Raw genomic sequence first — 12,210 nt, forward strand, 5'->3', positions numbered from 1 at the left:
GGGCCTATAGCTCAGACGGTTAGAGCGCTTCCCTGATAAGGAAGAGGTCACAGGTTCAAGTCCTGTTAGGCCCACCCCAGCTCAGCGGCCCTATCGATACCATCGGTAGGGCCTTTCGCGTGTGCGTGCGGCACCAGGATGCGGCACGCACACGCGGCAGCCGGAGCTACTTGCGCACCACGTAGCGCAGGTGCAGCACGCCGGGGTCCTCCAGCGCGCGTACCAGGTCGAGTTCCGTGTGCTCGGCTGGGAGCCCATCGAACAGCCGCCGGCCCTGGCCGAGCAGCACCGGCCGGAGCTGGATGTCGATCATGTCGAGGACACCGGCCTTCAGTGCCTCTTGGCCGGTGTAGGCGCCGTGCATCATCACGTTCCGGTCCCCTGCGGCCTGCTTGGCCTGTTCCACACAGGAGGCGATGCCATCGGTGACGTAGTGCACCCGCTCGTACGGGTTCTCTGCCGGCGGCTGGTGCGTCGGCACGAAGATCGGCACCCCGTGGTGGTGATCGCCGCCCCAGTAGCCGGCGAAGTCCCCGGTCCGCTTCCCGGTGATCACGGCGCCGGTCGCCATGCTCTCGTCGAACACGAGTTGGCTGTTGGGATGCTTGGGACGGATGGCATCGTGCCCTTCCGCGCCGGGCTCGGCTCCGCCGCCGAGCCAGTTCATCAGCCGCATCCCATGGGTGCCCGCGGGGTTGTCGGCGTTGTCGTCCGGCCCGGTGATGAACCCGTCGAGCGACATTGCCATGGTCAGGAATACTTCAGACATGCCTCGTCCTCACTCTGGATCGTCCATGCTCAGGTGCTGACTGGGCGAGCCAGGAAAACTCATCGGCATCCCGGTAGGCTCGGTGCGCGTGAGGACGGTGTCGCGGCTGCTGGTGCTGGCCGCGTTGCTGCTCGGCATCGTGCTGATGCACCACGTCGCCGGCGCCGGTCAGGCCGACGGGCATGAGGTGGCGGCCGCCGCCCACGCCGAGCATGAGGGCGAGCCGTCGCCGTCGGGGCATGGGCTCGCGCACCTGTGCCTGGCCGTCCTGACGGCAGCCGTGCTGGTGCTGGCCGGCCGGGTGCGGCCGGCCCGGCTCCCCGACGTCGCGCGGCGCGCCCGCGACGCCGTCGTGGCCGGGTGGACCCACTGGACGCGTCCGCCGCCTCGCCCGCACGGTGCCGCGCTGCTGACATCCCTGTGCGTCCTACGGACCTGACGGCCGGGGCATCTCCCCAGGCCACCCGTCCACGCACCCTCGAAGGGACCGCTCCCATGCACCGCAGGCGCTTCGCGCTGCCCGCCCTCGCCCTCGTCATCCTTGCCGGCTGCGGCTCGTCCGGCGACGGCGACGAGTTCACCCCAGCGGACGTCGACTTCGCGCGGCAGATGATCCCGCACCACGCCCAGGCCGTCGAGATGGCCGCCATGCTTCCGGCCGACGGCGTCAGCCCGGAGCTGGTCGAGCTGGCCGCCGCCATCGCCGGCGCCCAGCAGCCGGAGATCGACCAGATGACCGCGATGCTCGACCGCTGGGGCTTCGTGCCGCCGCCGCTGGAGGGCGGTCACGCCCACGAGATGGCCGGCATGCTCACCGAGGAGGACCTCGCCGCGCTGGACGCGGCCACTGGCGCCGAGTTCGAGCGGATGTGGCTGACCATGATGATCGATCACCACGAGGGCGCCATCGACATGGCCGAGACCCAGCTCGACGACGGCGTCGATCCGGAGGCGCGCGAGCTGGCCGAGGAGATCGTCGACGCGCAGCAGGCCGAGATCATGCGGATGGAGCGGATGCTGGAGTGACGCGATTCCGAGGTCGCCCTGCTGCCGCCGGGATCTCTGCGTTAATCTCACACGAGAGTCGAACCGTCTGGAGGCGGACCATCGTGTTCAACAAGAAGATCCTGTTCGGAGCGGTCGTGGCCGTGGTGGGGTACCTCGGTTACCGCCGTTACCAGTCCGGACGGGCCGAGCAGGACCTGTGGGCCGAGGCCACGGATCCGATCCCGCCCGCCGACCCGCGCTGATCCACCCACACTGACGGCCACGTGAGCCCTCCGCCCGATCGCGGCGAGGTCTCCGTGGCCGTTCGCTGTCCCGTCGACTTGAAGTTGACGTAGCGTCAACGGTTACCGTCGTGGACGGGTCGGAGATTCTGGTCCGGTGGACACACGGAACAGACGATGAGCTGGTCGATCAACGAGGTGGCGCGGGCGTCCGGGGTGACGTCGCGGACGCTGCGGCACTACCACGCGATCGGGCTGCTCGAGCCGGCGTGGACGGCCGACGGTGGTCGGCGCCACTACGAGCAGGAGCAACTGCTGCGGTTGCAGCGCATTCTGCTGCTGCGCGAGCTCGGTCTCGGGCTGGAGGCCATCGGCGCGGCGCTCGCCGCACAGGACGCCGCCGCCGCCGTCGACGTGTTGCGGCGGCACCGCGCCTGGCTGCTGGCCGAGCGGGATCGGCTGGACCAGCTGGTCGCGACCGTGGAGTCCACCATGACCACCCTCGAGAAGGGAGGGATCATGGCGGCGAACGCGATGTTCGCGGGGTTCGAGCAGAACCCGTACGAAGAGGAGGCGCGCTCCCGCTGGGGCGACCTCGCTGTCGACGACGCGACCGTCCGGATGCGTGGCTGGTCGGCGGAGCAGGCCGAGCGGGCGCGTTCGGGATTCGGCTCGGTGCTGGCCGCCCTGGCCGCTCTGCGTGCTGACGGCGTCCCTGGAGACGACCCGCGGGCGCAGGAGGTCGTCGACGAGCACTACCGGTGGCTGTGCCTGTTCTGGACCCCGAACCGCGAGTCCTACCGCGGTCTCGCCGACCTCTACGTCGACGACGACCGCTTCCGCCAGACCGTCGGGCAGGGCGACGATGCCCTGGCCGAGTACGTCCGCGACGCGATGAGGGCCTACGCCGACACGCGTCTCGCCAAGGTTCGAGCATGAATTCGCTGTACAACGCGGTGACACGCTAGGGTTGACGGCGCGGTCCGGCCCCACGCCCTCGGCGTGGTGGCCGCTCCGCACCATCGGGGACGTAGCTCAATTGGCAGAGCACTGCCTTTGCAAGGCAGGGGTTAGGGGTTCGATTCCCCTCGTCTCCACCAACCGTGCCGGCTACAGCCGCCGCGTCTCGCCGGGCCGCACCGTCGAGCCGACGATGCGCATCTCGTACTGGTCGGCGACGAAGGTGGTGTGCTGGTGGGCGCCCGTGTGGTCGTGCGCCGCGGCGTCGGCCGTCGTGTAGCGGATGAACTGCCGCCCGATCCAGCCGCAGTCGACGCATCGCCCCCGGTAGCGCAGCCGGCTTGGAGCCTGGGACATGCCCGCAGAATATCCGGCGACAATGTACCGGGCGTCAGTAGCGACTACTGGTCTATCGTGACCCGGTGCTGCCCGACTCCGTCCTGCTGAGCCTGACCGGCCGGCCGCCCGCCGACGTCGGGACGGCACCGGCACGGCGCGACCGACCCCCGGCACTGGGCGTACTGGCGGCGCGAGCCGCTGGCGTACGCGTCGGGACTGCTACCGGCGGGGCCGGGACTGCGGGCGCCGCGCTGACATGGCGTCGTCGGCGCGACGGCGTACCTGGAGGACGTGGGCGCCACGCCGGCCGACCTGCGGACGGCGGCGCGGCAGCTGGGCGCGTGGCAGGCCGGCACCGCTGTGCCCGACGTCGAGTGGCTGGGCGGTCACCAGCTGGCGCAGCGGGTCGCGGTGTCCGAGCTCGACTGGTCGGCTGTCGACGCCGATGAGCGGGCCGAGCGGCTGTGGTCGCGACTGCATGAGCTGCTGGACCGGCTGGCCGCGCTGCCGCACGTGCTGTCCCACGGCGACGTCCATCCGGACAACCTGCGCGCCGACGGGCCGGACACCGTCGCGCTGGACTGGGGCACGCTGGGCGCCGCACCGGTCGGGGCCGACCTCGCGCACCTCATGCTGGCCGCGCGGACCGGCCTGCTGGACGACTACCTGGCCGGCGCCGCCGGCGGCGTCTCGCGCGCCGAGGTCGAGGCGGGCTGCCGGGCGACGCTGGTGCTGGTCGGCGCCAGCCGCGTGCACTGGATGCTCGCGACCGGCGCCGCCGTCCCGCCCGGCTACGTCGACTTCTTGTGGGCGCACCGGCCCTGACGGTCAGCCCGCCACGGCCGCCGGGGTGGCGCTGGGAGCGACGTTGAAGTTGTGCCGGAACACGTTGGTGGGGTCGTAGCGGTCCTTGATCTCGCGCAGGCGCTCCAGCGTCGCCGGCGGGAAGGCCGCGGCCAGCGCCTCGGGGCTCTGGTCGGTCTCGAAGCTGAGGTACAGGCCGGAGAAGAACGGCTGCAGCGTCGCCCACGCCTCGCCCAGCCGGCGGACGTCGGCGCCCATCGCCGTCACCGAGAAGTTCGCCGACCGGTGCGCATACGCCGTCGCGTCGGCCGGGACGTCGGAGACGGCGCCGCCCACGGCGCGGAGCTGGAAGAAGTAGATCGCGCCGCTGGTCAGGGCCGCCGCGGCCGCCGCCGCGAACTCGGGCGTGAGGTGCTCGACGAGGCCGCTGTGCGCCAGCGGCTCGCCGGTGGCGACGTGGCTGGTGGCGGCGGCGTTCTGCATGATGCCGGCGTAGGAGGTGATGGTCACCTCCTGGTCGTAGAGCGGCGCGATCGACGCGATCTCCTGCAGCCGCGCCACCACGACCTCGGGGTCGTCGGACTCGACGACGGTGCGGCTCTGCGCGACCGCCGGCTGGCCGTTCCGGGGCGGACCCATGACGAGGAAGCTGGTGAGGTCGCGGGGCGCGTTTTCGACGACGGACCCCCAGCGGACCAGGTAGTCGGCGACGTCCTCGGGGACCTGGGTGAGGAAGCCCCAGCCGACGTCGCCCACCTCGTCGGCGACGAAGTCGAAGGACGTGACGATGCCGACGTTGCCGCCGGCGCCACGGACGGCCCAGAACAGGTCCGGGTGCTCCGTCTCGCTGGCCCGGACGACGGACCCGTCGGCGAGCACGACCTCGGCCGCCCGCAGGTGGTCGATGGTCAGCCCGTGCGACCGGGACAGGTACCCGATGCCTCCGGCCGTCGCCAGCCCGCCCACCCCGACCCCGCCGTAGTCGCCGGACGACAACGCCCACCCGTGCGGAGCCAGTGCCGCCGCCACGTCCGCCCACCGTGCGCCGGCTCCGACGCGCACCAGCCGCGCCGACTCGTCCAGCACCTCGATCCCGTTCAGTCCGCCGACGTCGATGACCAGACCGCCGTCGTTCGTCGACCGGCCGCTGATGCCGTGGCCGCCGCTGCGGACGCCGAGCGGCAGGTCGGGGTGGCGCCGCGCGTACGCCAGCGCCTCGACCACCCCGTCCGTCGTCGACGGGCGCAGCACCAGGCCGGGCGCGCCGCCGCGCAGGTAGCCGCCGCGGGCCGTGCGGTAGCCGGGGTCGCCGGGCTCGACGGCGGTGTCGCGCAGCGCCGCGGGCACGCCGTCGTAGTCGATGCCGTCGCGGCGGGCCGCGAGCGCCGCCGCCGGGCGGATCCGTTCCCCGGCCGAGCCGGCCGGCAGGGCGTCGTCGACGGCCTCGCGCAGCGCCGGCATGACCTCCTCGGCGAACTGCTGCATGGTGCGCGGGTCGTCGCCCATGACGATGAAGGTGCCGACGCCGTCCTCGACCACCATCGGCAGCAGGTCGTCGACCCAGTCCTGGCTGGTGCCCTGGAGGAAGCCGGTGCGCGAGGAGGCGAACCGGCCGGCGAGGTTCACCAGCCGGCGGATCTCGCGCGGGTCGCGGCCGGCCTCGCGCGCGGCCTCGTCGATGATCGCGTTGCCGCGCTTGAGGTCGCCGGGTTCGAGGTACGGCAGGCTGGGCAGCCAGCCGTCGCCCTTCTCGCCGATCAGCCGGAGCATGCGCGGCTTCAGCGCGCCGATCCACAGCGGGATCGGGTGCTTCGGCGCCGGGCCGCGCTTGGCGCCGTCGAGCCGGTAGAACTCGCCGCCGACCCGGGCGCCGCCGCGCGCGTCGACGTCCCAGAGCGCGCGGATGACGTCGATCGCCTCGCTGAGCGCCTGGACGGCCTCGCCCGGAGCGAGCCGCCGTCCGCCCATCGCCTCGATGGCGTCCCAGAAGCCGCCCGCGCCGAGGCCGAGCTCGGCCCGTCCGTCGGAGAGCAGGTCGAGGCTGGCCGCGGCCCGGGCGAGGACGGCGGGGGTGCGCAGCGGGATGCTGTGGACGTTCGCCGACAGCCGCACCCGCGACGTCTGCGCCGCGACCCAGGTGAGCAGCGTCCACGTGTCGAGGAACGCCGGCTGGTACGGGTGGTCCTGGAACGTCACGACGTCGTAGCCGAGCTGCTCGCTCAGCTGCGCGAGCTGAACGGGCGCCTGCGGTGACTGGTTGGAGGGCGTGATGAAGGTGCCGAACTCGAGACGGTGGCCGTAGTTCACGCTTCTCAGTCTCCGGAATCGGCCGGGCGTTGGCCAACTGCCCGTTAGCGACTTACTATGAGTGAGTGGCTATCGACACCAGATTCGGGCCGGACCGGCCGGAGACCGGGTTCGAGCACATCGACGACGAGAAGTGCCGTCTCTTCACCGGTCAACTCGAGATCATCGGTAAGAAGTGGAGCGGCGGCATCATGCTGGCCGGGGTCCGCGGGGCGCGGCGGTTCGTGGAGTACCGCGCGGCGGTGCACGGCATCTCCGACCGGTTGCTGAACCAGCGGCTCAAGGAGCTCGAGGCGGAGGGCCTGATCGAGCGGACCGTCGTGCCGTCGACGCCGGTGCTGGTGCAGTACCGGCCGACGGAACGTGGGCGCAGCCTGATGCACGCGCTCGAGCCGCTGGTCGCCTGGGGCGTGGAGGATCACGAGCGGCAGCTGCGGGAGCGGGTCCGGACGCACCGCGCCTGATCCCCGGCGATCGTCCGGCCGCGCTGCCTACGATGGGTGAGCACCTCGGCCGCGACTCGAAGGAGCCCCATGCGCCTGGCGTCCATCCTCGTCGACGACGCGCCGCGGGCCGCCGTCGTGCATCCGACGAAGGGCGTGGCGGTGGTCGCGGACCTGCTGCCGGAGTTCACCGGCGACGTCATGTCGCTGATCGCGGACCGGCGCATGGACGAGGTCGAGGAGGCGGCGGCCACAGCGGACGGCGGCGCGTTCCGGCCCGCGGACGAGGTGACGTACGCGGCGCCGTACCGGAACCCGCCGAAGATCTGGGGCATCGGCCTGAACTATGTCGACCACGCCGCCGACCTCGCCGAGGTGGTGCCGGACGAGCCGGCGTCGTTCCTCAAGGGCAACCACACGATCATCGGGCCGGGCGAGCCGATCCCGCTGCCCGTGCAGAGCGAGCGCGTCACCGCCGAGGCGGAGGTCGGCCTGGTCATCGGCCGCTACTGCCGCAACGTCGAGGAGGACGCGGCGCTCGAGCACGTGTTCGGTGTGTGCGCCGTCCTCGACCAGACCGCCGAGGACATCCTGCAGCGCAACCCGCGTTTCCTGACCCGCTCGAAGAACTTCCCCGGCTTCTTCTCCTTCGGCCCGCACATCGTGCCGCTGGCCGAGGCGCTCGCCGCCCAGCCGGGCGGCCCCGACCTCGCCGGCATCGAGGTCAGCACCGTCGTGAACGGCGAACGGCACCGCAGCAACGTCGTCGGGCGCATGCGGTTCTCGCCCGCGTTCCTGGTCAGCTTCCACAGCAAGGTCATGCCGCTCTACCCCGGCGACATCATCTCGACGGGCACACCGGGCGCCGTGGTCGTCACGGCCGGCGACGTGGCCCGCTGCGAGGTGTCCGGACTGGAGCCGCTGGTCAACCCCGTGGTCGGCCCCGGGTGAACCAGCTCGTCGCGGCGCTCCGGGCGCACGGCATCGCCGAGGTCGACGGCTCGGCGCTGCGGCGGGCCGAGTACTCGACCGACGCGTCGAACTACCGGGTGGTGCCGCAGGCCGTGGTGTTCCCGCGTGACGCCGGTGAAGTGGCCGGCGTCGTGGCGGTGGCCCGGGAACACGGCGTCGCGGTGACGGCGCGCGGCGGCGGCACGTCGGTGGCCGGCAACGCCGTCGGGCCGGGCATCGTCATGGACCTGTCGGCGCACCTGAACCGCATCGACGTGGTCGACCCGGACGCGCGGATCGCCGTCGTCGAGCCGGGCGTCGTGCTCGGGTCGCTGCAACGGGCGGCCGCGCCGCATGGGCTGCGGTTCGGGCCGGACCCGTCGACGTGGTCGCGGTGCACCGTCGGCGGCATGATCGGCAACAACGCCTGCGGCTCCCGCGCGCTCGCGTTCGGCCGCACCGCCGACAACGTGCTCGAGCTGGACGTCCTCGACGGCGCCGGCCGCCGGTTCACCGCGGGCCGCGACCTCGACGCCGTCCCCGGGCTGTCCGCGCTGGTCAACGGCAATCTCGACGTCATCCGCACTGAGCTGGGCCGGTTCAGCCGGCAGATCTCCGGCTACTCGCTGGAGCACCTGCTCCCGGAGAACGGCCACGACCTCGCCAAGGCGCTGGTCGGCACCGAGGGCACCTGCGGCATCGTCCTGCGAGCGACGGTGCGGCTGGTCGAGACGCCGCCGAGCCCGGTGCTGGTCGTGCTCGGCTACCCGGACATGCCGTCGGCCGCCGACGCGGTCCCGGCGCTGCTCACGCACCGGCCGCTGGCGATGGAGGGCCTGGACCGACGCATCGTCGACACCGTCCGTCGCGGCCGCGGCCCGAGCACCGTCCCCGACCTGCCCGACGGTGACGGCTGGCTGCTGGTCGAGGTCGGCACCCGGGATCGGGCCGACGCCGTCGTCCGCGAGGCCGCCGCCACCGCCGTCCGGGTGCTGCCGGACGGGCCGGAGGCGCGCGCGATCTGGCGCATCCGCGAGGACGGCGCCGGGCTGGCCGGCCGCACGGTCGACGGCGTGCAGGCGTGGCCCGGGCTGGAGGACGCCGCCGTGCCGCCCGAGCACCTCGGCGCGTACCTGCGCGACCTCGACGCGCTGCTGACCGAGCACGGCCTGGCCGGCTCGCCGTACGGCCACTTCGGCGACGGCTGCGTGCACGTGCGGGTCGACCTGCCGCTGCAGACCGGCGGCGCCGCGTTGCGCTCGCTGCTGACCGACGCCGCACGGCTGATCGGCGGCTACGGCGGCTCACTGTCCGGCGAGCACGGCGACGGGCGGGCCCGCGGCGAGCTGCTGCCGTACCTGTACTCCGACCGGATGATCGGCGTCTTCGAGCGGTTCAAGGCGTTGTTCGACCCCGACGACCGGCTCAACCCGGAGGTCGTCGTCCGCCCCGCTCCGCTCGACCGCGACCTGCGCCGTCCGGCCGCCGCACCACTGCCGGCGACGGACGGGTTCGCGTTCACCCACGACGGCGGCGACGTGACCAACGCGCTGCACCGCTGCGTCGGTGTCGGCAAGTGCCGGGCCGACCTCGGCTCCAGCGGCGGCTTCATGTGCCCGTCGTTCGTGGCGGTCGGCGACGAGACGACGTCGACGCGCGGCCGCGCCCGGGTGCTGCAGGAGTTGGCGAACGGTTCGCTGGTTCCCCGCGACTGGCGCGCGCCCGAGGTGCACGAGGCGCTCGACCTCTGCCTGTCCTGCAAGGCGTGCGGCACGGACTGCCCGGCCGGTGTCGACATGGCCACGTACAAGTCGGAGGTGCTGCACCGCGCCTACGCCGGTCGCCGGCGGCCGTGGACGCACTACACGCTCGGCCGGCTGCCCCAGTGGGCCGGCCCGGCGTCGCGGTTCGCCCGCCCGCTGAACGCGCTGCTCTCCGTCCGCCCGATCGAGCGGCTCGCGCTGCGGCTGGGCGGCATGGACCCGCGCCGGTCGATCCCCCGGTTCGCCCCGATGACGTTCCACCGTTGGTCGAAGCGCCGAGTGTCAGTGCCCGCCCGTAGGGTGGGGGCCCTCCCGCACGGGGCGGGGTCCACCTACCAGCGGCCACGGGTACTGCTGTGGGTCGACACGTTCACCGACCTGCTGTCCCCGTCCATCGGGGTGGCCGCGGTCGAGCTGCTGGAGTCGGCCGGCTACGAGGTGCTGACGCCGCCGCCGGGCGTCTGTTGCGGGCTCACCTGGATCACCACCGGGCAGCTCACGGCGGCACGGTCGAAGCTGACGGCGCTGACGGCCGCGCTCGCCCCGTACGCCGAGCAGGGCGTGCCGATCGTCGGGCTGGAGCCGTCGTGCACCGCCGTGCTGCGATCGGACCTGGTCGAGTTGCTGCCGGACGACCCGCGCGCGGCCGCCGTCGCCGCCGGGACCGTGACGCTGGCCGAGCTGCTGACCGGCAACGACGCGTGGGTGCGGCCCGACCTCGGCGGCCTGGAGGTCGTGGTGCAGCCGCACTGCCACCACCACTCCGTCATGGGGTACGGGCCGGACCAGGAGCTGCTTCGCGAGTTGGGCGCGACGATCACCGTGCTGGCCGGGTGCTGCGGGCTGGCCGGCAACTTCGGCATGGAGCGCGGCCACTACGACGTGTCGGTCGCGGTGGCCGAGACCGCGTTGCTGCCGGCCCTGCGCGCGGCCCCGCCCGGCGCCGTCCTGCTGGCCGACGGGTTGTCCTGCCGCACGCAGGCCGACCAGCTGGCTGGGATGCACGGCCTGCACCTCGCCGAGCTGCTGGTGCGTGGCGCGGTCACATCCGGTGCCCGCCGCGCGTCAACGTAGTGACGACGGGAGACACGATGCACGACGACGACTGGCTGGCCGAGCGGTTCGAGGAGAACCGGCCGCGGATGCATGCCGTCGCCTACCGCATGCTCGGCTCGGCCACGGAGGCCGACGACGCCGTCCAGGAGGCGTGGTTCCGGCTGAGCCGCACCGACACCGACGACGTCCGCAACCTCGGCGGCTGGCTGACGACCGTGGTGTCGCGGGTGGCGCTGGACATGCTGCGTTCGCGGACATCGCGGCGCGAGGACCCGTTCGACGACGGCGAGCGCGACGCCGCCACGGCCGACGACGCCGCGCCCGACCCCGAGGGCGAGGTGATGCTGGCCGACACCGTCGGACCGGTGCTGCTCGTCGTGCTCGACTCGCTCGCGCCGGCCGAGCGGCTGGCGTTCGTCCTGCACGACCTGTTCGCGATGCCGTTCGACGAGATCGCCGCGATTCTCGAGCGCACGCCGGCCGCCACCCGCCAGCTGGCCAGCCGGGCCCGTCGCCGCGTCCAGGGCGCGCGGTCGTCGTCGGCCGACCCGGCCCGGCAGCGGCTCGTCGTCGACGCGTTCCTGGCGGCATCGCGCAACGGCCAGTTCCACGACCTGCTCGCCCTGCTCGACCCCGATGTCGTGCTCCGCGCCGACGAGGTCGCGATCGAGAACGCGCGGGTCGGCCGGGCGCAGGGCGCGCCGGAGCTGGCCCGGCTGCTGCGTGGCGCCGACGCCGTCGCGGGCGTCTTCTCCGGCCGCGCGGCGCACGCCGAGACCGTCCTCGTCGACGGCGTCCCGGCGGCCGCGTTCGCGCCGGGCGGGCGGCCGAAGGCGCTGTTCCGGTTCACCTTCGACAGCGACCGCATCGTCGCCATCGACATGGTCGGCGACCCCGAGTCGATCGACGCGGTGGAGGTCACGCTGCTCCGGGCATGACGCAACACCGACGCCGTCGCGACGCCGGCGCGGACGACACTCCGATCGTGGTCCAGGGCGGATCGAGTCTGGAGGAGTCATGCGGAAAAGGCTGACGACACTCGCGGGTGTGGTGGTGCTGATCGGCGGGTTGTTCGCTGGGGCGGGTGCTCCGGCGCAGGCGGCGGCTGGTGCGACGGAGCAGACGGCGCAGACGGTCGCCGCGGCGAACCTGTGGAACTGCCGCTTCCCCAGCACCGCCTTTCCGTTCTACATCGACCATGTGTGCACGACCGTCACCAGCGCACCGGCGTCGGGGGTGCGGGTGCTCGACCGGAGCAACGGCAGCACGGTGACGTTCTACAACGGGACCAGCGTCTACCTGCAGAACTGGTATCTCGACTCCTCCGGGCTGTGCGGCGTCAACGGTGACCCGTACGTCTGGGCCGTCGGGTGGATGGATTCGGGCGGCAACCGGCACAGTGCCTACATCGGGGACTGGTACCTGTCGACGGGCAGCGCCAGCTATTGGGCGTCGTACCGCCACCCGCAAGGCGGAACGCTCAACGACCGTTACGCCGGCTCCTGGTCCGGCGCCTGCAACCGCCCGCTCTGACCAGGGACGTCACGCTGCTCCGGACATGAAGCAGGGCCGACGTCGTCGCGACGCCG

The 12,210-nt window shown here is 72.8% G+C and carries 13 protein-coding genes and 2 tRNA genes; 12 read left to right on the top strand and 3 right to left on the bottom strand.

Annotation, left to right across the window (positions count from 1 at the left end; genetic code table 11):
- Window positions 1–74 (top strand) — tRNA-Ile (locus tag ACW62_RS08765).
- A 92-nt stretch (window positions 75–166) separates the two neighbouring features.
- On the opposite strand, the gene ACW62_RS08770 is transcribed toward ACW62_RS08765, so the two are convergent.
- Window positions 167–769: a dihydrofolate reductase family protein gene (locus ACW62_RS08770; protein ID WP_053203729.1), complete on the bottom strand. Its 603-nt coding sequence runs from the start codon at window positions 767–769 to the stop codon at window positions 167–169.
- An 88-nt stretch (window positions 770–857) separates the two neighbouring features.
- Between ACW62_RS08770 and ACW62_RS08775 the strand changes: the two genes are divergently transcribed.
- The 5 genes from ACW62_RS08775 to ACW62_RS08790 all read left to right on the top strand — a co-directional run bounded on the left by ACW62_RS08775 (window position 858) and on the right by ACW62_RS08790 (window position 3,098).
- On the top strand, window positions 858–1,208 hold the full coding sequence (locus ACW62_RS08775) for a DUF6153 family protein (protein ID WP_205629226.1): 351 nt from the start codon (window positions 858–860) through the stop codon (window positions 1,206–1,208).
- Between the two features lie 56 nt (window positions 1,209–1,264).
- Window positions 1,265–1,795, top strand: a complete 531-nt coding sequence (locus ACW62_RS08780) for a DUF305 domain-containing protein (protein WP_053203731.1) — start codon at window positions 1,265–1,267, stop codon at window positions 1,793–1,795.
- Window positions 1,796–1,878: 83 nt separating this feature from the next.
- Window positions 1,879–2,019 carry a DLW-39 family protein gene (locus ACW62_RS34690; protein WP_169790490.1) on the top strand — a complete coding sequence of 47 codons (141 nt, stop codon included), beginning with the start codon at window positions 1,879–1,881 and terminating at the stop codon, window positions 2,017–2,019.
- A gap of 156 nt (window positions 2,020–2,175) precedes the next feature.
- Window positions 2,176–2,937 carry a MerR family transcriptional regulator gene (locus ACW62_RS08785; protein ID WP_053203732.1) on the top strand — a complete coding sequence of 254 codons (762 nt, stop codon included), beginning with the start codon at window positions 2,176–2,178 and terminating at the stop codon, window positions 2,935–2,937.
- A gap of 85 nt (window positions 2,938–3,022) precedes the next feature.
- A tRNA-Ala gene (locus ACW62_RS08790) sits at window positions 3,023–3,098 on the top strand.
- Between the two features lie 10 nt (window positions 3,099–3,108).
- On the opposite strand, the gene ACW62_RS08795 is transcribed toward ACW62_RS08790, so the two are convergent.
- On the bottom strand, window positions 3,109–3,315 hold the full coding sequence (locus ACW62_RS08795) for a hypothetical protein (protein WP_053203733.1): 207 nt from the start codon (window positions 3,313–3,315) through the stop codon (window positions 3,109–3,111).
- A 273-nt stretch (window positions 3,316–3,588) separates the two neighbouring features.
- Here ACW62_RS08795 and ACW62_RS08800 point away from each other — a divergent pair, with 273 nt between their 5' ends.
- Entirely contained in the window at window positions 3,589–4,122 is a 534-nt protein-coding gene (locus tag ACW62_RS08800; RefSeq protein WP_053203734.1) for a phosphotransferase, read from the top strand.
- A 3-nt stretch (window positions 4,123–4,125) separates the two neighbouring features.
- Here the strand turns inward: ACW62_RS08800 and ACW62_RS08805 are convergent, their stop codons facing one another.
- The gene (locus ACW62_RS08805; protein WP_053203735.1) at window positions 4,126–6,408 is read right to left on the bottom strand and encodes an LLM class flavin-dependent oxidoreductase; all 2,283 of its coding nucleotides are present in this window, start codon (window positions 6,406–6,408) and stop codon (window positions 4,126–4,128) included.
- Between the two features lie 65 nt (window positions 6,409–6,473).
- Between ACW62_RS08805 and ACW62_RS08810 the strand changes: the two genes are divergently transcribed.
- From ACW62_RS08810 to ACW62_RS08830, 5 genes are all read left to right on the top strand, one after another.
- Complete coding sequence (locus ACW62_RS08810; protein ID WP_083459522.1) at window positions 6,474–6,872, top strand: winged helix-turn-helix transcriptional regulator; 399 nt, start codon at window positions 6,474–6,476, stop codon at window positions 6,870–6,872.
- Window positions 6,873–6,941: 69 nt separating this feature from the next.
- Window positions 6,942–7,802 carry a fumarylacetoacetate hydrolase family protein gene (locus ACW62_RS33890; RefSeq protein WP_053203736.1) on the top strand — a complete coding sequence of 287 codons (861 nt, stop codon included), beginning with the start codon at window positions 6,942–6,944 and terminating at the stop codon, window positions 7,800–7,802.
- Window positions 7,799–10,639: an FAD-binding and (Fe-S)-binding domain-containing protein gene (locus ACW62_RS08820; protein ID WP_053203737.1), complete on the top strand. Its 2,841-nt coding sequence runs from the start codon at window positions 7,799–7,801 to the stop codon at window positions 10,637–10,639. Before ACW62_RS33890 ends, ACW62_RS08820 begins: the two co-directional genes overlap by 4 nt.
- A 17-nt stretch (window positions 10,640–10,656) precedes the next feature.
- Window positions 10,657–11,559 carry a sigma-70 family RNA polymerase sigma factor gene (locus tag ACW62_RS08825; RefSeq protein WP_053203738.1) on the top strand — a complete coding sequence of 301 codons (903 nt, stop codon included), beginning with the start codon at window positions 10,657–10,659 and terminating at the stop codon, window positions 11,557–11,559.
- Between the two features lie 79 nt (window positions 11,560–11,638).
- Window positions 11,639–12,154 carry a hypothetical protein gene (locus ACW62_RS08830; RefSeq protein ID WP_157574549.1) on the top strand — a complete coding sequence of 172 codons (516 nt, stop codon included), beginning with the start codon at window positions 11,639–11,641 and terminating at the stop codon, window positions 12,152–12,154.
- Window positions 12,155–12,210 lie beyond the last annotated feature (56 nt).

This window comes from Jiangella muralis (assembly GCF_001270745.1).
GTDB lineage: Bacteria > Actinomycetota > Actinomycetes > Jiangellales > Jiangellaceae > Jiangella > Jiangella muralis.